Here is a 22,258-nt window from a genome sequence, read left to right on the forward strand (position 1 = left end):
GTGCGTGGGAAGAACGGAAAGTTAGAACGTTACGCCAGCCACCAAAATGATGTTGCAGTACGGCTGACATTCGCCTGTACGAACAATCGCCCGTGCCTGTCGGCTGAGCGCTTTGAATTGGTCATGGCTGAGCAGTTCACGCCGGCCCAGCGCACCGTCGGCATTCAGTTCATCCAGCGTGCTCAAGGCCGAAGGTTTTTTGTCCAGAATTTCATGGGCCAGCACATGGCTTTCGACCTGCATTTCGCTGAGCACGACCTTCAAGGTACTGATGAAATCCGGAATGCCGTGGGTCAAGGCCAGGTCAATCAATTCAACGCCGGGCGGAACCGGCAGGCCGGCATCGCCGATCACGACAGTATCGCCATGACCCAGGGATGCGATCAGCCGCGACAACGCAACGTTGAGCAAAGGTGTCTTTTTCATGGTGCTTTAAACGCCTGTACGTCGGACAAGGTAGGAATCGAAGGTTGCGCGCCAGCCCGGGTGACCGACAGCGCAGCGGCGACCTGACCGAAACGGATCGCCTCGGCCTCGCTTTTGCCGGCCGCCAGGGCCGCTGCGAAACCACCGACAAACGTGTCGCCAGCCGCGGTGGTATCGACCGCCTTCACTTTCGGTGCCGGGAAATGCTCGAAGCGTGTGCCATTGGCGAACAGCGATCCCTGAGCACCAAGGGTGATGATCACCTTACCGGCGCCCATGGCGATCAAGCGGGTCGCGGCAGCTTCGGCAGTACTCAGTGAATCCACCGGCAAATCGCTCAAGGCCGACGCTTCGCTTTCGTTGGGAATCAGGTAATCAATGGCCGCATACCAATCCGCCGGCAGCGGGCGACTGGCCGGTGCCGGATTGAGGATCACGGTCTTGCCCAGCTCACGACCGCGTTTCAAAGCATGGCCGACTGTGGCATCCGGCACTTCCAGCTGACAGATGATGACATCTGCCGTCTGCAATACGTTGTCGAAACGGTCGATCACCTCAGGGGTCAGCGCGCCGTTGGCACCGGCAACAATCACGATCGCGTTCTGACTGTTGTCATCGACCACGATCAACGCCACACCGCTGGAATCCTCGACCGTACTGACGGCCTGGCAATCGATCCGCTCGGCCAACAGCGCTCCGCGCAGCGCTTCGCCATAAGCATCGCTGCCGACACAACCGACCATCGACACCTGCGCTCCCAGCCGCGCCGCAGCCACGGCCTGGTTCGCGCCCTTGCCGCCGGAAACCGTGGCAAATGACTGGCCGATCAGCGTTTCACCACCACGGGGCAGCCGTGGCGCCCGGGTCACCAGGTCCATGTTCAGGCTGCCTATTACCACTACTTTTGCTGGCATACATCTTTACTCATCAATTCGATTTCAGCGGTGTTTTTTTTGTTTAGCGGTGCTTTCGGCTCAGCGATATTGGGCAAACACACCGGCCAGCGGCGCGGTCGATTCGCGCAGGACAATACTGGGCGTCACGATGCGCTGATCGGTCGCCAGATCCGGCGCGGCGATCCTGCGCAGCAACACCTCGGCCGCCATCTCGCCAAGTTGCAGGATTGACTGGCCCACGGTGGTCAACGCCGGATAGACGTAACGACTCATCTGGATATCGTCGAATCCGATTACCGACAGCTCGGTGGGCACACGAATATTGCGCTCGGCAGCCGCACGCAACACACCGATGCCGATCATGTCGTTGCCGGCGAAGATCGCGCTAGGCGGGTTCTTTTCCAGCAGGATCGCGGCGGCGTTGTAACCGCCGGTGCTGGTGAAGTCGCTTTCCAGCATGCGCTCGCGCAGCACCTCGACGCCCGCCTCTTTCAGCGCCCGGCAATAACCGGCCAGACGCATCTGCGCCACACTGGTACTCGCCGGGCCGCCAATCGTGGCGATGTCCCGATGCCCCAGATCCAACAAGTGCCGGGTCGCCAGATAGGCGCCGTATTCGTGATCGATGCGCACCAGGTCGGCGTCGACACCCTCCAGGTCACGGTCGACGATCACCATCGGCGTACGCACGCCCGTCAGGCCTTCGGCCAGGCTGCTGTCACCACCGGCAGACGCTACGATCAAGCCGTCGATGCGTTTTTCCAGCAGCACACGAAGGTAGCTGCGCTGCTTGTCCAGGTTGTCATCGGAATTGCAGAGAATGACGCAATAGCCATTGCGCTCGCAGTAATCCTCGATGCCACGGGCCAGCTCGGCGAAGTACGGGTTGAGGCTGTTGGGCACCAGCAGCCCGATGGTCGCGGTGGTTTTCGCCTTCAACGAGCGAGCCACGGCGCTGGGCACGTAGTCGAGGCTTTTGATTGCCGCCTCGACCTTGATCCGTACTTCCTCACTGACTGGCCGCGTCTTGTTCACCACATGGGAAACCGTGGTGTAGGAAATGCCCGCGAGTGCCGCTACATCCTTGATCGTTGCCATGACTCAGGTCCGCCGGCTTGCGCGCTGACTGCGATAGGTATCGAGCACCACCGCCACCACGATAACCGCACCGGTAATGATGCGCTTGGTTGGCTCGGTCGCGCCGATCTGCGCCAAACCCGCCGCCAGTACGGAAATGATCAACACACCGAAGAAGGTGCTGATCACCGAACCGCGCCCGCCCATCAGGCTGGTACCGCCGATCACCACCGCGGCGATCACTTGCAGCTCCAGACCGGAGCCGGCATTCGGGTCCGCCGCCTCCAGGCGAGAAATCTGAAACAATGCAGCGATACCGGCCAACAGCCCCATCAGGCTGAACACCAGGATCTTGTAGGGCTTCGGATTGATCCCCGCCAGACGTACCGCCTCTTCATTGGTGCCGATGCCGATCAGGTAACGACCGAACACCGTACGCGTCAGCACAGCCTGGGCGATGAAGATAATCAGCAAGGCAATGATGAACGACGGCGAGATGCCGAACGCGATCGGGTTGGACAGCCAGGCGAAGGCATCACCGATATAGGCGGTGCGCGAACCGGTCATCTGGTATGCCAGGCCCCGCGCCATTTCCAGCACACCGAGGGACACGATGAATGACGGAATCCGCCAGGCCACGGTAATCGAACCGGTGATGGTGCCCGCCAGTGCCGCGGCGCCCATTCCCAACAACGCCGCCGGCAGCACGCTCCAGCCCCAGCCGAGAATCGCCACGCTGACTGTCGACGCCGCCAGCGCCAGCACCGAACCCACCGACAAATCGATTCCGCCGATGATCAATACGAAGGTCATGCCGACCGCCAGCACCATCAGATCGGGAATCTGGTTGGCCAGGGTGCTGAAGGTGTCGTAAGACAGGAAATGGCTGCTCAACACAGAGAACAGCGCGACCATCGCCAGCAAGGCACCGGCCAGGCCCAGGTAAGTGCCGAGGCCGTAAAAATTGCCACTACGTTTGCCGACCAGAGTTGCAGTATTCATGGAAGATCCCTAGGCGCTGCTTCGTTGAGCAACGCATCACGTTTTTGGTAGCCGGCGAACGCGGCGGCAAGCAAATCATCCTGGGTCCAGCTGTCACGTTCGAAGGTGTCAATCAGACGCCCTGCCGACAGCACGCCAATGCGGTCACAGATCAGCATCAGTTCGCGCAGGTCGCTGGACACCACCACCAATGCTTTGCCCTGACGGGTCAACTCACCGAGCAATGTATAGATGTCGAACTTGGCGCCGACGTCGATGCCTCGGGTCGGCTCGTCGAACAGCATCACCGTGCAGTCGCGTTCGAGCCAACGGCCGATCACCACTTTCTGCTGATTGCCGCCGGACAATTCCGAGACCAATTGCGTCGGGCTGGAACTGCGAATGCGCATGGCATCGATCTGACGCTGGGCCAGCGACATCTCGTCACCGTTGTTGACGAAGCCGCCGCTGGAAATCACCGGCATATTGCCCAGGGCAATATTGGCGCTGATCGATTGCGTCAACAGCAGGCCCTCGCCCTTGCGATCTTCGGTGATCAGCGCGATGCCATGACCGACCGCGTCGGCCGGTGAACGAATATCCACCACCTGAGCCGGCGAACCCAGCGCAACGGTGCCGCTGTCGGCTGTATCGGCACCGAAGATCAGGCGCAGCAATTCGGTGCGCCCTGCCCCGATCAAACCGGAGATCCCGAAGATCTCGCCGGCGCGCACTTCGAAGGACACATCGCGAACCTTGTCGGAACGGGTCAGCCCTTTGACTGTCAGCGCCGGGGCGCCGATATTGCGCGGGCCCATGTCGATGTGCTCGCCCAGCTCACGGCCGACCATCAGGGTGACCAGTTGCTCGCTGTTGTAATTGGCCATCGGCTCGACACAGACCAGGTTGCCGTCGCGCAATACCGCGATGCGCTGGGCCACCCGTGCCAGTTCTTCGAGGCGGTGGGAAATGTAGATGATCGCCACGCCGCGCGCCTGCAGGCGAGTGATCTGCTCGAAGAGCATTTCAACTTCACGGGCCGTCAGCATCGCGGTCGGCTCGTCGAGGATCAGCACATGGCAATCGCCGATCAGGTTGCGGGCGATTTCCACCATCTGCTGGTGACCGATACCCAGCTCACCGACCAGGGTGTCCGGATCGATGGCGTCGAGGCCGACCTGAGCCATGGCCTCGATCGCCGCCCTGCGCAGTTGCTTGCGGCTGATCCAGCCACCGAGGCTGGGCAGGTTGTCGAGGAACAGGTTTTCCGCCACCGACAATGTCGGCAACAGATTGAGTTCTTGCATGACCATGCGCACGCCCAGCTTTTCAGCCTGGCTGCGGCTGCCGGGGCAGTAATCCTGACCCTGGAATCGCATCTGGCCGGTGGTCGGCGCGACCAACCCGCCAATGATTTTCGACAGCGTACTTTTGCCGGCGCCATTCTCGCCGGTCAGCGCCAGCACTTCGCCGCGCATCAGCGTCAGGTCGATGCCGGTCAGGACTGGTTGAGCGTAGGTCTTACCGATACCGCTGACCGAGAGGACAGCGTTCGGGGCGGAAACTGACATAAAAACTCTCCATGCGCCCGCCCCAAGGGGCGAGCACCGTTGTGTCGCCAGAAAGACTACTTGGTAACCAGCTCTACCGGAGTTTCGATGACGCCGTTGGCGCCGCTATCGACTTTCTCGCCTTTGATGATTTTCAGCGCGGTCTCGATGCCGAACACTGCTTGCCGGGCAGCAAACTGGTCGGCGGTGGCCAGGACGCGACCGTCCTTGAGCATTGGCTTGATCGCATTGATGTTGTCGTAACCGACCACTTGCACCTTGCCGGCCTTACCGGCGGCACGCACGGCAGAGACCGCGCCGACCGCCATGCTGTCGTTGCCGGCCAGCAGGGCCTTGATGTTCGGGTATTCGCTGAGCATCGACGAGGCCACCTTGCCGCCCTTGTCGATTTCCCAATCACCGGACTGCAGGGACACGACTTTGATCTGCGCCGCCTCCATCGCATCCTTGAAGCCGGCAGTGCGCTGCTGGGCGTTGGTGGTGGTGGAAACGCCTTCGATGATGCCGACTTCGTCACCGGCCTTCAGCTGCTTGGCCAGGTATTCACCCACCAGACGCGCGCCTTTGCGGTTGTCCGGGCCTACGAATGGAACGGTGATGTTTTTGCTTTTGACGACAGCCGGGTCCAGCTGGTTATCGATGTTGATCACGGTGATACCGGCATCGACTGCTTTCTTGATGACCGGGACCATGGCCTTGGAGTCTGCCGGAGCGATGACCAGTGCGTTGACCTTGGACAGGATCATTTGCTCGACGATGCGCGTCTGGCCGGCCGTGTCCGTTTCGTCCTTGATGCCGTTGGAGATCAGCTCGAAGTCGCCGGAGTGGTCTTTCTGGTAGGCCTTGGCGCCGTCTTCCATGGTCAGGAAGAACTCGTTGGCCAAGGATTTCATGACCAGCGCGATTTTAGGTTTTTCAGGGGTTGCGGCGAATGCCGAAGAGACAGGCAACGCGGCGGATGCGGCAGCCAGCATAGCGACAGCGAGAAGACGTCCAGCGAATGGCAGCTTCATGGGTTCACTCCGATCTTATGATTATTCTTGGCAACGCTTACGCTGGATCATCAATGGATGAACCCATCGACGGCGACCGCGCAAACGTTTGCGTAGACCGAACTATGCGAACCCTGCCGAGATTTGTCAACGCCCCGTTCCGTGTCTCGGTAGGCAAAAGCCAACCCGTTTTGCCTCACGCCGTGGTGTTGACCAGACCGCCGCTGCTGGAATCCTTGGCCAGCTCCTTGACCAGATTGCCTGTCACTTGCGCGAGCGCAGCACTGGTATCGGCGATTTGCCCCTGGATCGTCATGACAGCCGTGGCCTTGGCTTCCGGGGTCGGATAATTCGCTGCCTGAGCGGCCGCCAGTTGTTGCTGTTGTTCGCGCAGTTGCTGCTGCAGTTCCTGCATGCGCTTGAGCAATACCTGCACCGCAATACTCTGAGTGCTGGTTTTCTCGGATTTGCTTTCGCTCTGAGCCGCCGCGCCGCCACCGGTTCTGACCTGATTGTCATCGCCCTGCTCTTCACCCAGCGCCTGGGTCGAGGCGTCGGATGTCGCTTCACTCAAGTCGTTGATGGTCGCCGGGGACTTGCCCCCGATAGTGATTGCACCCGCATTTGCAAAACCGACAGTAAACGACATGTGAACTCCTGAAAAAAGATCCTTTAAAGGAGCATCGACCTGCGCGGGGTTTTCTTTAGCACCGATTTTCGATTTTGCAAGGCGACCTTCTCAATGAAGGTCGGTGAGCCGAACATAAAAGCTGAACATATTCGGAAACCCGGACAGCCAGGCGCGAAGTATCGCCAGCCACGGCAACAATATTGATAAAAATCATCAGGTTAAAAGATCACCCTCTCCAGCGCCCGACTGGTACAGATCCTGCTCTTCCTCTCCACCCCCGGCGTTCAGATCTGCTTGGGGCGCTTCTAGATGAACCTGCATCTGCACCGTCTCACTACTAGAGAAAACAATAATGAAATCTGCCTTCAACACTTTTATTCCGGGCGCTTTGGCCCTGCTTATGCTTCTGCCTACCGCTCTTCAGGCAAAAGAAGTCGAAACCCGACAGAAACTGGCGAACGTGGTAATCCTGGCCACCGGCGGCACCATTGCCGGCGCGGGCGCCAGCGCCGCCAACAGCGCCACCTACCAAGCGGCGAAAGTCGGCATCGAACAATTGATCGCAGGAGTTCCGGAACTGAGCCAATTGGCCAACGTTCGCGGCGAACAAGTCATGCAGATCGCATCCGAAAGCATCACCAACGACAACCTGCTGCAACTGGGACGTCGCGTGGCTGAACTGGCCGACAGCAAAGACGTCGATGGCATTGTCATCACCCACGGTACCGACACCCTGGAAGAAACCGCTTACTTCCTGAACCTGGTGGAAAAAACCGACAAGCCGATTATCGTCGTCGGCTCCATGCGCCCTGGCACTGCCATGTCGGCCGACGGCATGCTGAACCTGTACAACGCCGTCGCCGTGGCCAGCAGCAAAGACGCGCGCGGCAAAGGTGTACTGGTGACCATGAACGATGAAATCCAGTCGGGTCGCGATGTCAGCAAAATGATCAACATCAAGACCGAGGCGTTCAAAAGCGCCTGGGGCCCGTTGGGCATGGTGGTCGAAGGAAAATCCTACTGGTTCCGTCTACCGGCCAAGCGCCACACCATGGACTCGGAATTCGACATCAAAACCATCAAGAGCCTGCCTGACGTGGAAATTGCCTACTCCTATGGCAATGTCAGCGACACCGCCTACAAAGCCCTGGCTCAATCAGGCGCCAAAGCCATCATCCATGCCGGCACCGGTAATGGCTCGGTCTCATCCCGCGTGGTCCCTGCCCTGCAGGCCTTGCGCAAGGACGGCGTGCAAATCATTCGCTCTTCCCACGTCAACGCCGGTGGTTTCGTCCTGCGTAACGCCGAACAACCTGACGACAAGTACGACTGGGTTGTGGCCAACGACCTGAACCCGCAAAAAGCCCGCATCCTGGCCATGGTCGCACTGACCAAGACCAACGACAGCAAAGAGCTGCAACGGATGTTCTGGGAGTACTGATACGCCCTCGCCCGACCCGTTCGCGGTCGGGCACCACTCGCCAGTCCTGGCGAGTGGTTCACGACCTCTTTCCGATAAAAAATCTCCCTTCGTCCTACACCAAACGGAAAAAACCACTGTCAGAGGATTTTCTTGAATTTTAAGCAGTTGCGAAAATGCCTACAGTTAAATACTGTATGCACGTACAGCTTAATAAGGATAACTCCGTGGCCACTACCTCCGCCTCTCCTGACGCTTACGAACGCCTGGGTATGCGCGTTCAGAAAATCATCAATTCCCCCACCGCCCAGAAAGCCAAAGCCGCACTGATCTTCCGTCTTCCGGACGAGCCCGTGGATGAGTGGGAGCGTTTGCTCGAAGAAATCGACGAGAACGACAACGTCACCCTCGCCCATCGCGACGATGGCGGCGTGCAGATTTTCTGGGTTGTGCCGAAGGAAGATTGAGTTAATGAGCGTCCGCTGGTTTGCCTTGCTGTTTCTGCTCATCACCCTTGGTGCCCAGGCTGGCGCCCCACGCACCTTCAACGAAGCCAAGAAAGTCGCCTGGAAGTTGTACGCTCCGCAATCCACCGAGTTTTATTGCGGCTGCAAATACACCGGCAACCGCGTGAACCTCGCCGCCTGTGGTTATGTGCCACGCAAAAACGCCAAGCGCGCCTCGCGCATCGAGTGGGAACACATTGTCCCGGCCTGGCAGATCGGCCATCAGCGTCAGTGCTGGCAACAGGGAGGTCGCAAGAACTGCACGCGCTACGACCCAACCTATCAAAAAGCGGAGGCCGACCTGCACAATCTGGTGCCCAGCATCGGCGAAGTGAATGGCGATCGGAGCAATTTCAGTTTCGGCTGGCTACCCGTGCAATCGGGTCAATATGGCTCATGCCTGACTCAGGTCGACTTCAAGGCGAAGAAGGTCATGCCCCGGCCTTCCATTCGCGGCATGATCGCCCGAACGTATTTCTACATGAGCAAACAGTACGGCTTGCGCCTGTCGAAACAGGATCGGCAATTGTACGAAGCCTGGAACAAGACCTACCCGGTTCAGGCCTGGGAACGTCAGCGCAATCAGAGCGTGGCGTGCGTGATGGGCCGCGGCAATGAGTTTGTCGGGCCAGTAGACATGAAGGCCTGCGGCTAACCGGCTGCCAGGACTTTCCCCGGCAGATTGCGCCCTCGCCGGGCGCCCAAACAAAAACGCCCCGACCGAAGTCGGGGCGTTTTCATGTGCGGCTAAGGCTTAGCGCGGGAATGCTGGCGGGTTTACACCGGCCATGTCTTCCATCACGCGAACTACCTGGCAGCTGTAACCGAACTCGTTGTCGTACCAAACGTACAGAACAACGCGGTTGTCGTTGCAGATGGTCGCTTCAGCGTCCACTACGCCTGCGTGGCGCGAGCCCACGAAGTCGGTGGAAACCACTTCCTGCGAGTTGACGAAGTCGATTTGCTTATGCAGATCGGAGTGCAGCGCCATGTAGCGCAGGTACTCGTTCATCTCTTCACGGGTGGTGGCTTTCTCAAGGTTCAGGTTGAGAATGGCCATCGACACGTTTGGCGTCGGAACACGAATCGCGTTACCGGTCAGCTTGCCGGCCAGTTCAGGCAGCGCCTTGGCGGCAGCAGTGGCAGCACCGGTCTCGGTGATCACCATGTTCAACGCGGCGCTACGGCCACGACGATTGCCTTTGTGGAAGTTGTCGATCAGGTTCTGGTCGTTGGTGTACGAGTGAACCGTTTCAACGTGACCGTTGACGATGCCGAACTTGTCGTTGACCGCTTTCAGCACCGGCACGATGGCGTTGGTGGTGCAGGAAGCGGCAGAAACGATCTTGTCGTCAGCGGTGATTTCACCGTGGTTGATACCGTGAACGATGTTCTTCAGCTTGCCTTTACCAGGCGCGGTCAGAACAACGCGGTCGATACCCGGGCAGGCCAGGTGCTGGCCCAGGCCGTCGGCGTCACGCCATACACCGGTGTTGTCCACCAGCAGCGCGTTTTTGATGCCGTACTGGGTGTAGTCCACTTCAGTCGGGTTCTTCGCGTAGATAACCTGGATCAGGTTGCCGTTAGCGGTGATGGTGTTGTTGGCTTCATCGATGGTGATGGTGCCGTTGAACGAACCGTGCACCGAGTCGCGACGCAGCAGGCTGGCACGCTTGACCAGATCGTTCTCGGCGCCCTTGCGGACAACGATGGCACGCAGACGCAGGCCGTCGCCACCACCGGTTTTCTCGATCAGGATGCGCGCCAGCAGACGACCGATACGACCGAAGCCGTACAGGACAACGTCGGTGCCGGTACGACCGGAACCATTCTGCTTGCCGACCACATCAGCCAGTTCGTCACGGACGAACGCTTCGGCGGTACGGCCATTGCCTTCGGCCTTGAACTTGACGGCCAACTTGCCCAAATCTACCGAAGCAGCGCCGAGCTTGAGTTCGCTCATTGCCTTGAGCAGCGGGAATGTTTCGTGGACGGACAATTCGCTGTCATCGGACTGGCGATGGCGAGCAAAGCGGTGAGCTTTGAGAATCGCGATGACAGACTGGTTGATCAGACTGCGGCCATAGATCGAGCTCACCACGTTGTTATTGCGGTAAAGCTGACCGATAAGCGGAATCATCGCTTCTGCGAGTGCTTCACGGTCGATCCATTCACCAAGACACTGGTCGGGCTTCTGAGTCACGGTAACCTTCCACATGTAGGGGCAGAAAAAAGGGGCTACATTATGCCGCCGAGAGCCTCCCGTAGCAATGCGCGCCTGTCGCACGAGCGGTAACAAAATTCCGTTCAAAAAAATCACGCCCCGCGCCAGCCCAGTAAATACGGGGCTTTCAGCACAGTCAATTTTTCGACGATAACGCTACAGTGTCCGTAACCCTCCGTAACACTGGGCGGTTTTGGCACTACATTTTCAGTATTAAATCGCCAGTTTTTGTCATTACCACTACATTTTGCTCAACCTGTGTATATAGACACAGTCTGCAACTGACAGCCGGCACTCGAGACCGTTACAATTACCGACTTTGTCGCAACGCTTGGAGCTCAACCTTCCGTGCCCGTTCTGCGTCTACCGCTTCTCCCTGCCGCGGCAGGTAAACAGCACTGGGGCAACCTGCCCGGTGCAGCCCTGAGCCTGGCCATCGCCGAGGCCGCCAGCGCTGCCAAGCGCTTTACCTTGCTACTGACCGCCGACAGCCAGAGTGCCGAACGGCTGGAACAGGAGCTGAGTTTCTTCGCCCCGGATTTGCCTGTTCTGCACTTCCCCGACTGGGAAACCCTGCCCTACGACCTGTTCTCGCCACACCAGGACATCATCTCGCAGCGTATCGCCAGCCTGTATCGGTTGCCGGAGCTGGCGCATGGCGTTCTGGTGGTGCCGATCACCACTGCCCTGCATCGCCTGGCGCCGACCAAATTCCTGCTCGGCAGCAGCCTGGTGCTGGATGTCGGCCAGAAACTCGATGTCGAGCAGATGCGCACCCGGCTTGAAGCCACCGGTTATCGCTACGTCGATACCGTGTACGAGCATGGCGAATTCACCGTGCGCGGCTCGCTGATCGACCTGTTCCCGATGGGCAGCAAGCTGCCTTATCGCATCGACCTGTTCGACGACGAAATCGAGACCCTGCGCACTTTCGACCCGGAAAACCAGCGTTCCATCGACAAGGTCGACTCGGTCAAGCTGTTACCGGCCAAGGAATTCCCGCTGCAGAAAGAAGCCGTGACCCGCTTCAAGGCGCGGTTTCGCGAGCGCTTCGATGTCGACTTCCGTCGCTGCCCGATTTTCCAGGATTTGAGCAGCGGGATTACGCCGGCGGGCATCGAGTACTACCTGCCGCTGTTCTTCGAGGAAACCTCCACCCTGTTCGATTACCTGCCCCAGGACACGCAAGTGTTTTCCCTGCCGGGCATCGAACAGGCCGCGGAGAATTTCTGGAATGATGTGCGTAACCGCTATGAAGAACGCCGCGTCGATCCGTCCCGTCCTTTATTGCCACCGGCCGAGTTGTTCCTGCCGGTGGAAGACTGCTTTGCGCGCCTGAAGAGCTGGCCCCGTGTGGTGGCCAGTCAACAAGACGTCGAAACCGGTGTCGGCCGCGAACGCTTCCCGGCTCAGCCGCTGCCGAACCTGGCCATCGAAGCCAAGGCCACTCAGCCGTTGGCGGCGCTGGCCAGTTTCCTCGACGAATTCCCCGGCCGCGTGCTGTTTACCGCCGAGTCCGCGGGCCGTCGTGAAGTGCTGCTGGAATTGCTCGAACGCTTGAAGCTGCGACCGAAAACCGTCGACAGCTGGCCGGACTTTGTCGCCAGCAAAGAGCGCTTGGCGATCACCATTGCACCACTCGACGAAGGCCTGTTGCTGGACGACCCAGCGCTGGCCCTGGTTGCCGAAAGCCCATTGTTCGGTCAGCGCGTAATGCAGCGCCGTCGCCGCGAGAAACGCGCCGACGCGAACAACGATGCGGTGATCAAAAACCTCACCGAGCTGCGCGAAGGTGCGCCGGTGGTGCACATCGATCATGGCGTCGGCCGCTATCTGGGGCTGACGATCCTGGAAATCGACAACCAGGCCGCCGAGTTCCTGACCCTCGAATACGCCGAAGGCGCCAAGCTGTACGTGCCGGTAGCCAACCTGCACCTGATCGCCCGCTACACCGGCAGTGACGATGCCCTCGCGCCGCTGCACCGCCTCGGCTCCGAGACCTGGCAGAAAGCCAAGCGCAAAGCCGCCGAACAGGTGCGCGACGTGGCCGCCGAGTTGCTCGACATCTATGCCCGCCGCGCCGCTCGCGAGGGTTATGCCTTCGCCGACCCGAAAGCCGATTACGCGACCTTCAGCGCCGGTTTCCCGTTCGAAGAAACCCCGGACCAGCAAACCACCATCGAAGCGGTGCGCGAAGACATGCTCGCGCCCAAACCGATGGATCGGCTGGTCTGCGGCGACGTCGGTTTCGGCAAGACCGAAGTGGCCATGCGCGCGGCGTTCATCGCGGTGCACGGCGGTCGTCAGGTGGCGATTCTGGTGCCGACCACCCTGCTCGCCCAGCAACACTACAACAGCTTCCGCGACCGCTTCGCCGATTGGCCGGTGACCGTGGAAGTGATGAGCCGTTTCAAGTCGGCCAAGGAAGTGAACGCCGCGGTTGCGGACCTGGCCGAAGGCAAGATCGACATCGTGATCGGCACACACAAGCTGCTGCAAGACGACGTAAAAATCAAAAACCTGGGGCTGGTGATCATCGACGAAGAGCACCGTTTCGGTGTCCGTCAGAAAGAACAGCTCAAGGCACTGCGCAGTGAAGTTGACATCCTGACACTGACCGCAACGCCGATTCCGCGCACGCTGAACATGGCGGTGTCGGGCATGCGCGACCTGTCGATCATCGCCACACCGCCGGCCCGTCGTTTGTCGGTGCGTACCTTCGTCATGGAACAGAACAAGAGCACGGTCAAAGAGGCCCTGCTGCGTGAGTTGCTGCGTGGCGGCCAGGTCTACTACCTGCACAATGACGTGAAGACCATCGAGAAATGCGCCGCCGACCTCGCCGAACTGGTGCCGGAAGCGCGGATCGGCATTGGCCACGGGCAGATGCGCGAACGCGAACTCGAACAAGTGATGAGCGACTTCTATCACAAGCGCTTCAACGTGCTGATCGCCTCGACCATCATCGAGACCGGCATCGACGTGCCGAGCGCAAATACCATCATCATCGAACGCGCCGACAAGTTCGGCCTGGCCCAGTTGCACCAGTTGCGTGGCCGGGTCGGTCGCAGTCACCACCAGGCGTATGCTTACCTGCTGACACCCCCGCGCCAGCAAATCACTCCCGATGCGGAAAAACGTCTGGAAGCGATCGCCAATACCCAGGACCTCGGCGCGGGCTTCGTGCTCGCCACCAACGACCTGGAAATCCGTGGTGCCGGCGAACTGCTGGGCGACGGCCAGAGCGGGCAGATCCAGGCCGTGGGTTTCACGCTGTACATGGAAATGCTCGAGCGTGCAGTGAAGTCGATCCGCAAGGGCGAACAGCCGAACCTCGATCAACCGCTGGGCGGCGGTCCGGAAGTCAATCTGCGTGTACCGGCGTTGATTCCCGAAGACTACCTGCCGGACGTTCATGCTCGACTGATTCTCTACAAACGCATTGCCTCGGCCACCGATGAGGAAGGCCTCAAGGACCTGCAAGTGGAGATGATCGACCGCTTCGGCCTGTTGCCGGAACCGACCAAGAACCTGGTGCGGATCACGGCGCTGAAATTGCAAGCCGAACAGCTGGGCATCAAGAAAGTCGACGGCGGCCCGCAAGGTGGTCGGATCGAGTTCGCGGCACAGACCCCGGTCGACCCGCTGACACTGATCAAACTGATCCAGAGCCAGCCCAAACGCTACAAATTCGAAGGCGCCACAATGTTCAAATTCCTCGTGCCCATGGAGCGCCCGGAAGAACGCTTTAATACTGTAGAGGCGCTATTCGAGCGCCTCATTCCGACCACTGCTTGAAGGACGCCGCATGCGCCTGTTTCGCTCACTGACCTTGCTGATGACGTTGTTGATGTCGCTGCTCGCCTCGACCGCGTTTGCCGATGATCTGTATCAGGTTGAAATGATTCTGGTACGGCAAAACGCCGTGCCTGCCATCGTCAGCCGCGCCGCGCCAGAAGACTGGGCTGCCGGAGCCCAACGCATCAGCCCCGACAGCTTTCGTACGCCAAGCCTGAATGCCGAAGTGGAAAAGCTCACCGCCAGCAACGAGTACACGGTGTTGCTGCACAAGGCCTGGCAACAGCACCTGGGTGAAGAAGCCAGCAAAATCGCAATCAGCGAAGGCAAGGAACAGTTTGGCCAATTCCCGATCGAGGGCACGTTGAACCTGAAACTGGGGCGTTTCACTGACGTCGACGCCGACTTCTGGGTCAATCAGATTGACGCCAACGGCATGGTCACCGCCAGCGAACGCCTGAAGCAGGAAAGCCACACCAAGAACGGCCTGCTGAACTTCCTCGACAATGGCCACCTGGGCCTGTTGATCAAGATCACCTCGCTGACCGCCCCTGCGCCTCGGCCAGTCCCTGATGAAATTCCGGACTGATTGACTTCTTTATGCCCCCGACCCTGAGCAAACCCCTGGCAACATCCTGGGTCAGCCGATTCAAGGAACAGAGCCTGGAGCGTGGCCGCCGCTACGCACTGGAGAACCGCGTCAGGATCGTCGAAGTCGGCGACGCCACCATCACCGCCAGTTGCGAAGGCTCTGGCGGTAACGTTTACCGTCAGACCATTCGCCTGCGCGAGTCGGCCAAAGGCACCTTGCTGATGATCGACGCCACGTGCACCTGCCCGGTTCACAGCAACTGCAAACATTGCGCGGCGGTGCTACTGCAAGTGCAGGAAACCCTCGCGTATCCGGCGGCCGCGAAAGACGCCGAACTGCTGGAAAAACTTCAGGCCGTATTGGAAAACCGTAGCCCGAAAGCACCGCCGCAAGTGCTGGTGGACAACGTGCAACCGGTGCCGCGCCTGTGGCTGGCGAGCATCGAGTTCAGCGCCTTCGAACCGCGCAACGGCAAAATGCAGCGTTACATTCAGCATCGCGCGGCGCTGTCCTTCAGCTATCTGGACGAATACGTCAGCGGACAGAAAAACGCTGACATCCTGATTCGTCAGGAAACACAGACGCTGCGGATAAAACGTCACCCGGAAGTCGAACAGACCTACAGGGAGCAGCTGCGGATCCTCGGTTTCAAAGTCGCCACCCGACAAAGCAAGGCCTTGCCGGAAAGTGCCGGCGAACTCTACGAGATGGTCAACGACAGCGCCTGGCTGACCTTCACCCTCAATGAGCTGCCGAAGTTGCGCACCCAAGGCTGGGAGTTGCAGATCGACGAGGATTTCGGCTTCGACCTGACTGCCGTGGACGACTGGTACGCCACCGTCGAGCAGGCTCCGGAACGCGACTGGTTCGACCTGGAACTGGGGATCATCGTCAACGGCGAACGCCTGAGCCTGCTGCCGATCCTGTTGAACCTGATGCGCTCCCACACCGAAATCCTCAACCCGGAACGGCTCGCCCGACGTCGTGACGACGAACTGATCCTGGTGAACATTCCGCAACGCCGCAGCACCGACCAGGGCCCGCTGCAGGTCGCCCTGCCCTTCGGCCGCCTGAAACCAGTGCTGGCCACCCTTGGTGAGTTTTACCTGCAAGAGCCCGGCGAAACCACGCTGCGCCTGAGCAAGGCCGACGCCACGCGACTGAACCCGCTGGAAGGCCTGCCGCTGCTCTGGGAAGGTGGCGAGCAGATCCGCACCTTTGCCCAGCGCCTGCGCGACATCAAGGACCACACCGCCGCAGCGCCCGAGGGCCTGAATGCCACCCTGCGCCCGTATCAGCTGGAAGGCCTGAGCTGGATGCAGTCGTTGCGACAACTGGAGGTCGGCGGGATTCTCGCGGACGACATGGGCCTGGGCAAAACCCTACAAACCCTGGCGCACATTCTCAGCGAGAAGAATGCCGGGCGCCTCGATCGGCCGTGCATGGTGGTCATGCCCACCAGCCTGATTCCGAACTGGCTCGACGAAGCGGCGCATTTCACGCCGCAACTCAAAGTGCTGGCGCTGTACGGTGCCAGTCGCAAAAAGCATTTCGACAATCTGGCTGATTACGACCTGATCCTGACCACCTATGCACTGCTGCCCAAGGACGTCGAACGTCTAGCCGCGCAGCCGTTGCACGTACTGGTGCTGGATGAAGCGCAGTACATCAAGAACCCCAACAGCAAGGCCGCCCATGCGGCCCGTGAGCTGAATGCTCGCCAGCGTTTGTGCCTGAGTGGCACGCCGCTGGAAAACCACTTGGGCGAGCTGTGGTCGCTGTTCCACTTCCTGCTGCCGGGTTGGCTCGGTGATGTGAAAAGCTTCAACCGCGATTACCGCGTACCGATAGAAAAGCGTGCCAGTGAAGTACGACTTCAACACCTGAACGGTCGGATCAAACCGTTCCTGCTGCGCCGGACCAAGGAACAAGTGGCCACCGAACTGCCGCCGAAAACCGAAATCGTCCATTGGGTCGAGCTCAACGAAGCCCAGCGCGATGTGTACGAAACCATGCGCCTGGCCATGGACAAAAAAGTCCGCGACGAGATCACCCGCAAAGGCGTGGCACGCAGCCAGATCATCATTCTTGAGGCACTGCTGAAGCTGCGTCAGGTGTGCTGTGATTTGCGCCTAGTCAACGATGCTGCCCTGCCCGCTCGCGGCAGCACCTCCGGCAAACTCGATAGCCTGATGGAAATGCTTGAAGAGCTGTTCGAGGAAGGTCGGCGGATTCTGCTGTTCTCGCAGTTCACCTCAATGTTGTCGCTGATCGAGGACGAGCTGAACAAACGCGGCGTGGCGTATGCGATCCTGACCGGCCAGACCCGTGACCGACGCACGCCAGTCAAGGAATTCCAGAGCGGCAAGCGTCAGATCTTTCTGATCAGTTTGAAGGCTGGCGGTGTGGGCCTGAACCTGACCGAAGCCGATACGGTGATTCACTACGACCCTTGGTGGAACCCGGCGACGGAAAATCAGGCGACGGATCGTGCGTATCGCATTGGTCAGGAGAAGCCGGTGTTCGTCTACAAGATGATTGCCAGGGGCACGGTGGAAGAGAAGATTCAGCATCTACAGAAGGAAAAATCCGATCTGGCCGCAGGCGTGCTGGATGGACGCAAGACCGGGGACTGGAAGCTGCAGAGCGATGATATCGAGGCGTTGTTTGCGCCGTTGCCGGAAAAAATTGATAAGTAGCAGGGATAGTCAGATCACCATTGCGAGCAAGCTTGCCCCCACAGGGTGAGCAGCAATCCTGCGGGAACTTGCTCGCGAAAGGGGTCTTCTGAAATCGAACATGTCCTCCTGCAGGAGCGAGCGATGCGGCGACCCGACTTGCCCGCGAAGGCTGTGTCTCAGTCAACGCCGATATTGAATGTGCTGACGCCTTCGCGGGACAGCAAAACAATGCTGTTGATGACAGAGTTTACGATAAGTAGGACTCGCGCTGGGACTCGATCAGGGTCAGAGCGGCCTCCCAGGCCAGGTCGATGATGTTGTCCTGTTCATCGCGGTCAAACTGTTCGGCGGTGTGCTCACAGACTTCCGGAGACGGGTAATGCAGCGCCGAACCACCGGCCAGCGCTTGAACCTGTGCCTGACAGGCACGCTCCAGGAAGTGAATTTCCTGAAATGCCTGGGCCACGCCGGAGCCACCGACCAGCAGTCCGTGATTACGTAGGATCATCGCCCGATGCGGCCCCAGATCGGCAATCAGACGCTCGCGCTCATCCAGCGATAGGGCAATGCCTTCATAGGTGTGATACGCCAACTTGCCGTAAAACTTCAACGCGTGCTGACTGATCGGCAACAAGCCGTGCTTCTGCGCGGCGACGGCCATGCCGGCAGCCGTGTGGGTATGGATCACACAATTCAGGTCAGGACGAGCCATGTGGATTGCTGAGTGGATCACAAAGCCTGCTGCATTGACTCGATGACCTTCATAGGCCGGATCGACCACTCGCCCTTCCTGATCGATGCGGACCAGATCCGAGGCGCGCATGCGGTCGAAAATAACCCCGTAGCGGTTGATCAGAAAGTGATGCTCAGGCCCTGGAATCCGCAGGGTAATGTGGGTGTCGATCAGGTCGGTCATGCGAAAGTGCGCGACCAGACGATACAGCGCGGCCAGTTCGCAACGGGCTTGCCATTCAACCGTGCCGATGTGTTCAGGTTTGCTCACGAATGCACCTCTTTAGTCAGCGCACTCTGTGGCGCTTGTGAGCTTTATCGCTTCCATGCAAGGATTAGTAAAATTTCATATTCTTATCTTTATTATTAGAACTGCTACTACATGGAGTTTTATGCCCTCAAGCTCTAACCCTTGGGTCGGTCGTCGCTTTCTGAATGACCGTCTGGACTGGAACCTGCTGCGCACTTATCTGGTGATCAGCCAGGAAGGCAGCATGAGTCGGGCTGCCGCGCGACTGCACATCACCCAGTCGGCGGTCAGCCAGGCGTTGAAGCGTCTGGAAGAACAACTGGAATGTGTGTTGATCGCCCGCAGTGGGCGACGGTTCGACCTGACGAAGACCGGGGAAGAAGTCCTGCGCATTGCGACAGACATTTACGGCGATATTTCGCGCCTGGGAACGGTGCTGGAGAGTCGGCACGACGACGTGGTCGGCAAGATTCGCATCCTCACCGTCAGCGGCGTGCAAGCACGGCACTATGATGAGTTCCTCGCCGATTTCCACGAAACCCACCCGAAAATCGAGCTGGAAGTCGAGGTGATGGGCAGCTCGAACATCATCAGTTCGCTGCTGCAAAAAACCGCGACCATCGGCGTCGGATTGTGTCGTTTACCACAGCCGCGGCTAGAACAGCGAGTGCTGCTTCGCGAGCGCTATGCGTACTTTTGCGGACAGCGTCATCGACTTTTCGGACAAAGGAATCTGACCCTGGATCAACTTGCTACGGAGAACTTCGTCAGCTTCACCAGCGATCAGCTCGGCGGCAACCTTTCACCCCTGACACTGTTTCGCGACCAACAAGGCTTTACCGGCAAGATCGTTGCCTCATCCACCAGTTTCGAAGAGATTTACCGCTTGACTTGCGCAGGGTTTGGTATTGGGTGTCTACCGACTCATCTGGTGCGCAGGGATGTCGAGCAAGGTTTGCTCTGGCGTTTGCCGCCGGAAGATGGCGTGGTGGATTTCGATATCCAGCTGTTGTGGAATCGCGAGCAGAAGATGAGTCAGGCCGAAACCGTGTTCCTGGAAAGCTTCCAGCACATGCTCAGCATTCGTGAGCCTGTGCTGTGAAGCCTTGATCCTTAAACGTGAGGGTCGCCCGGGGCTTTGCTCGGCGCGGCGTATTGCGGCTTCAGGTGGCCGTCCTGATCGAGTAGCCAAGCATCCATGATCTGCCGCACCACAGGGCCGGCGACGCGACCACCGGCTTCACCGTTTTCGATCATCACCGAGATGACAATCTGCGGATGTTCGGCCGGAGCAAATCCGACGAACAAGGCGTTGTCGCGGTTGCGCTCCAGGGTTTTCGCCCGGTTGTAGCGCTCACCCTGCTTGATCGCCACCACTTGCGCGGTGCCACTTTTGCCGGCGATGCGGTACTGCGCGCCCTGTGCCGCCGCTCGGGCAATCCCGCGGGCGTCGTGCATCACCATCTGCATGCCGTGATTGACCTGCTCCCAGTCACGCGGATCCTTGAGCAGGATGTTCGGCATCGGATGCTCGTCCACCGGCGCGACGCCATCCACGGTCTTGGCCAGGTGCGGCCGGTTCCATACACCTTTGTTGGCGATCAGCGCGGTGGCCTGTGCCAGCTGCAGAGGAGTGACCTGCATGTAGCCCTGGCCAATGCCGAGGATCACTGTCTCGCCGGGAAACCATGCCTGTCGCCGCGTGGCGCGCTTCCAGGCCTGAGACGGCATTAACCCGGGAGACTCTTCGAACATGTCCAGCGAGACCTTCTCGCCAAGGCCGAACATCGCCATGTAGTCGTGCAGACGATCAATGCCCAGCTTGTGGGCCAGATCGTAGAAGTAGGTGTCGTTGGAGCGCATGATCGCCGTGTCCATGTTCACCCAGCCATCACCACTGTGATTCCAGTTACGGTATTTATGATCAAAATCCGGTAACTGGTAATAGCCCGGATCGAAGACTCGGGTCTGCGGGGTTACGACTCCGGCGTCGAGGCCGGCGATCGCCACTTCCGGCTTGATGGTCGAGCCAGGTGCGTAGAGCCCGCGCAGCACACGGTTGAACAGCGGCCGGTCGATGGAGTCGTGCAGTGCCGCGTATTCCTTGAAGCTGATGCCCGTCACAAACAGGTTCGGGTCGAAGCTTGGCTTGCTGACCATGGCCAATACTTCGCCAGTCGACGGATCTAGAGCGACCACCGAGCCACGCCGATCGCCCAATGCCTCCTCGGCGGCTTCCTGAAGTTTGACGTCGAGGCTCAGGACGATGTTTTTGCCGGGGATCGGGTCGGTATGCTTGAGCACTCGCAGCACGCGGCCCTGAGCATTGGTTTCGACTTCTTCGTAACCCACATGGCCGTGCAATTCTGATTCGTAGAATTTCTCGATACCGGTTTTGCCAATGGATTGGGTGCCACGGTATTCCACCGTGTCCAGGGCTTTGGATTCTTTTTCGTTAATGCGACCGACGTAGCCGATCGAATGCGCAAAGTGCGCGCCCATGGGGTAGTGGCGAACGAACTGCGGCTCTACATCGATTCCGGGTAGACGGAACTCGTTGACCGCGAGTACGGCTATCTGTTCTTCGCTGAGCTCATAGAACAGCGTGACCGGGACGAAGGGGTGCCTGGCCTGCTTCATCGCCTTGTCGAACAGCGTACGGTCCTCGGCCGGCAGGTGCAGGAGGTTGACCACTTCATCCAGCTCGCGTTTGACATCAGAAGCGCGTTCGCGGGTGATGGTCAGGTTGAAGCTGGGCCGGTTGTCTGCCAGGACCACACCATTGCGGTCGTAGATCAGCCCACGAGTTGGAGTGATCGGCAGGACATGGACGCGGTTGTTTTCGGAGATTGTCGAGTGATAGTCGAACTCGACAACCTGCAGGACGTACATGCGCACCACCAGCGCGCAAGTAATGGCGGCGACGAACAAGGCGCAGGCCATCAGTCTTTTGTTGACCAGGAGCGTCTCTTTCTCGTGGTCCTTGATTGGTATCGGTTCGGGCATTTCTGCAGCAACTCTTTGACTATAAACGGGAGTACCGATCCGTAGGCTTGCAGTCAGTCCGTTGAAACGAGCTGCACCATACCAAAAACGGCGTGGTTTTTAGCGCGCTCTGCCGAAGTTTCACGAACGATGCGACCGTTACCAGGGATGGCCATCCGCTAGCCTTCTGTTGCCAAAGCACTTTCCTGCGGGCAAAACAAAACCCCTACCTGCATACGCAGATAGGGGTTTCGGAATTTAATCTTGACGATGACCTACTCTCACATGGGGAAACCCCACACTACCATCGGCGATGCATCGTTTCACTTCTGAGTTCGGGATGGGATCAGGTGGTTCCAATGCTCTATGGTCGTCAAGAAATTCGGGTACCGAACCGTCTTTCGACGCTTCAGCAAATTGGGTATGCGATAGTTTGTGCGGCTTTTGTGAATGGTGCGAACTTTCGGTTCATTGCGTCTTCACACACCGCAATCTG

17 protein-coding genes and 1 rRNA gene are annotated in these 22,258 nt (G+C 59.2%); 7 read left to right on the forward strand and 11 right to left on the reverse strand.

Translation table 11 applies throughout. The annotated features are described in order from the left end of the window. Positions 1-21: 21 nt before the first annotated feature. The 7 genes from rbsD to AF70_RS21270 form a co-directional block, all read right to left on the reverse strand. A complete protein-coding gene (rbsD, locus tag AF70_RS21240) occupies positions 22-426 on the reverse strand; it encodes a D-ribose pyranase (RefSeq protein ID WP_019582833.1) in 405 nt (134 codons plus the stop codon). After that, the gene (gene rbsK, locus AF70_RS21245) at positions 423-1,340 is read right to left on the reverse strand and encodes a ribokinase (protein ID WP_028939819.1); all 918 of its coding nucleotides are present in this window, start codon (positions 1,338-1,340) and stop codon (positions 423-425) included. Before rbsK ends, rbsD begins: the two co-directional genes overlap by 4 nt. Positions 1,341-1,400: 60 nt before the next feature. Further along, a complete protein-coding gene (locus tag AF70_RS21250; RefSeq protein WP_028939820.1) occupies positions 1,401-2,420 on the reverse strand; it encodes a LacI family DNA-binding transcriptional regulator in 1,020 nt (339 codons plus the stop codon). A gap of 3 nt (positions 2,421-2,423) precedes the next feature. Continuing rightward, a complete protein-coding gene (locus tag AF70_RS21255) occupies positions 2,424-3,401 on the reverse strand; it encodes an ABC transporter permease (protein WP_007940220.1) in 978 nt (325 codons plus the stop codon). Next, positions 3,398-4,951: a sugar ABC transporter ATP-binding protein gene (locus AF70_RS21260; RefSeq protein WP_028939821.1), complete on the reverse strand. Its 1,554-nt coding sequence runs from the start codon at positions 4,949-4,951 to the stop codon at positions 3,398-3,400. The genes AF70_RS21255 and AF70_RS21260 overlap by 4 nt, the downstream gene beginning before the upstream one ends. Before the next feature lie 56 nt (positions 4,952-5,007). Continuing rightward, positions 5,008-5,964 (reverse strand): sugar ABC transporter substrate-binding protein, encoded by a 957-nt coding sequence (locus AF70_RS21265; protein WP_028939822.1) that lies wholly within the window; start codon positions 5,962-5,964, stop codon positions 5,008-5,010. Between the two features lie 175 nt (positions 5,965-6,139). Further along, entirely contained in the window at positions 6,140-6,592 is a 453-nt protein-coding gene (locus tag AF70_RS21270) for a hypothetical protein (RefSeq protein WP_028939823.1), read from the reverse strand. 334 nt (positions 6,593-6,926) lie between these two features. Here AF70_RS21270 and AF70_RS21275 point away from each other — a divergent pair, with 334 nt between their 5' ends. The 3 genes from AF70_RS21275 (at position 6,927) to AF70_RS21285 (ending at position 9,155) form a co-directional block, all read left to right on the forward strand. After that, entirely contained in the window at positions 6,927-8,015 is a 1,089-nt protein-coding gene (locus AF70_RS21275) for an asparaginase (RefSeq protein WP_019582839.1), read from the forward strand. Between the two features lie 155 nt (positions 8,016-8,170). Next, a complete protein-coding gene (locus tag AF70_RS21280) occupies positions 8,171-8,461 on the forward strand; it encodes a DUF1654 domain-containing protein (RefSeq protein WP_007940214.1) in 291 nt (96 codons plus the stop codon). A 4-nt stretch (positions 8,462-8,465) separates the two neighbouring features. Further along, positions 8,466-9,155 carry an endonuclease gene (locus tag AF70_RS21285; RefSeq protein ID WP_019582840.1) on the forward strand — a complete coding sequence of 230 codons (690 nt, stop codon included), beginning with the start codon at positions 8,466-8,468 and terminating at the stop codon, positions 9,153-9,155. Positions 9,156-9,254: 99 nt separating this feature from the next. Here AF70_RS21285 and AF70_RS21290 read toward each other — a convergent pair whose 3' ends face one another. Beyond that, positions 9,255-10,718: a glyceraldehyde-3-phosphate dehydrogenase gene (locus AF70_RS21290; protein ID WP_026331975.1), complete on the reverse strand. Its 1,464-nt coding sequence runs from the start codon at positions 10,716-10,718 to the stop codon at positions 9,255-9,257. A gap of 354 nt (positions 10,719-11,072) precedes the next feature. Here AF70_RS21290 and mfd point away from each other — a divergent pair, with 354 nt between their 5' ends. From mfd to AF70_RS21305, 3 genes are read left to right on the forward strand one after another with little or no spacing between them, the layout of a single operon-like run. Continuing rightward, positions 11,073-14,522, forward strand: coding sequence for a transcription-repair coupling factor (gene mfd, locus AF70_RS21295; protein WP_018930293.1), 3,450 nt, complete (start codon positions 11,073-11,075; stop codon positions 14,520-14,522). Between the two features lie 10 nt (positions 14,523-14,532). After that, positions 14,533-15,111, forward strand: a complete 579-nt coding sequence (locus tag AF70_RS21300; RefSeq protein ID WP_028939824.1) for a CsiV family protein — start codon at positions 14,533-14,535, stop codon at positions 15,109-15,111. A gap of 11 nt (positions 15,112-15,122) precedes the next feature. Further along, positions 15,123-17,813, forward strand: coding sequence for a DEAD/DEAH box helicase (locus tag AF70_RS21305; protein WP_028939825.1), 2,691 nt, complete (start codon positions 15,123-15,125; stop codon positions 17,811-17,813). Positions 17,814-18,042: 229 nt separating this feature from the next. Here AF70_RS21305 and AF70_RS21310 read toward each other — a convergent pair whose 3' ends face one another. Then, positions 18,043-18,798: a class II aldolase/adducin family protein gene (locus tag AF70_RS21310; RefSeq protein ID WP_019582843.1), complete on the reverse strand. Its 756-nt coding sequence runs from the start codon at positions 18,796-18,798 to the stop codon at positions 18,043-18,045. A gap of 121 nt (positions 18,799-18,919) precedes the next feature. On the opposite strand from AF70_RS21310, the gene AF70_RS21315 reads away from it, so the two are divergent. Beyond that, positions 18,920-19,879 (forward strand): LysR family transcriptional regulator, encoded by a 960-nt coding sequence (locus AF70_RS21315; protein WP_028939826.1) that lies wholly within the window; start codon positions 18,920-18,922, stop codon positions 19,877-19,879. 11 nt (positions 19,880-19,890) lie between these two features. On the opposite strand, the gene mrdA is transcribed toward AF70_RS21315, so the two are convergent. Together mrdA and rrf are read right to left on the reverse strand one after the other, a co-directional pair. Beyond that, complete coding sequence (gene mrdA / locus AF70_RS21320) at positions 19,891-21,783, reverse strand: penicillin-binding protein 2 (protein ID WP_019582845.1); 1,893 nt, start codon at positions 21,781-21,783, stop codon at positions 19,891-19,893. A gap of 241 nt (positions 21,784-22,024) precedes the next feature. Then, positions 22,025-22,140: ribosomal RNA gene (gene rrf, locus AF70_RS21325) — 5S ribosomal RNA — on the reverse strand. Positions 22,141-22,258 lie beyond the last annotated feature (118 nt).

The organism is Pseudomonas sp. KD5, from assembly GCF_012932895.1.
In the GTDB taxonomy this organism is placed as follows: Bacteria; Pseudomonadota; Gammaproteobacteria; order Pseudomonadales; family Pseudomonadaceae; genus Aquipseudomonas.

Excerpts from the sequence above, each read along its gene's own strand:
- AF70_RS21280 (WP_007940214.1), top strand. The coding sequence starts at position 8,171 with ATGCCTACAGTTAAATACTGTATGCACGTACAGCTTAATAAGGATAAC.
- AF70_RS21250 (WP_028939820.1), bottom strand. The coding sequence starts at position 2,420 with ATGGCAACGATCAAGGATGTAGCGGCACTCGCGGGCATTTCCTACACC.
- AF70_RS21300 (WP_028939824.1), top strand. The coding sequence starts at position 14,533 with ATGCGCCTGTTTCGCTCACTGACCTTGCTGATGACGTTGTTGATGTCG.
- AF70_RS21260 (WP_028939821.1), bottom strand. The coding sequence starts at position 4,951 with ATGTCAGTTTCCGCCCCGAACGCTGTCCTCTCGGTCAGCGGTATCGGT.
- AF70_RS21285 (WP_019582840.1), top strand. The coding sequence starts at position 8,466 with ATGAGCGTCCGCTGGTTTGCCTTGCTGTTTCTGCTCATCACCCTTGGT.
- AF70_RS21315 (WP_028939826.1), top strand. The coding sequence starts at position 18,920 with ATGCCCTCAAGCTCTAACCCTTGGGTCGGTCGTCGCTTTCTGAATGAC.
- AF70_RS21255 (WP_007940220.1), bottom strand. The coding sequence starts at position 3,401 with ATGAATACTGCAACTCTGGTCGGCAAACGTAGTGGCAATTTTTACGGC.
- rbsK (WP_028939819.1), bottom strand. The coding sequence starts at position 1,340 with ATGCCAGCAAAAGTAGTGGTAATAGGCAGCCTGAACATGGACCTGGTG.
- mrdA (WP_019582845.1), bottom strand. The coding sequence starts at position 21,783 with ATGCCCGAACCGATACCAATCAAGGACCACGAGAAAGAGACGCTCCTG.
- AF70_RS21290 (WP_026331975.1), bottom strand. The coding sequence starts at position 10,718 with ATGTGGAAGGTTACCGTGACTCAGAAGCCCGACCAGTGTCTTGGTGAA.
- AF70_RS21270 (WP_028939823.1), bottom strand. The coding sequence starts at position 6,592 with ATGTCGTTTACTGTCGGTTTTGCAAATGCGGGTGCAATCACTATCGGG.
- rbsD (WP_019582833.1), bottom strand. The coding sequence starts at position 426 with ATGAAAAAGACACCTTTGCTCAACGTTGCGTTGTCGCGGCTGATCGCA.
- AF70_RS21265 (WP_028939822.1), bottom strand. The coding sequence starts at position 5,964 with ATGAAGCTGCCATTCGCTGGACGTCTTCTCGCTGTCGCTATGCTGGCT.
- AF70_RS21275 (WP_019582839.1), top strand. The coding sequence starts at position 6,927 with ATGAAATCTGCCTTCAACACTTTTATTCCGGGCGCTTTGGCCCTGCTT.
- AF70_RS21305 (WP_028939825.1), top strand. The coding sequence starts at position 15,123 with ATGCCCCCGACCCTGAGCAAACCCCTGGCAACATCCTGGGTCAGCCGA.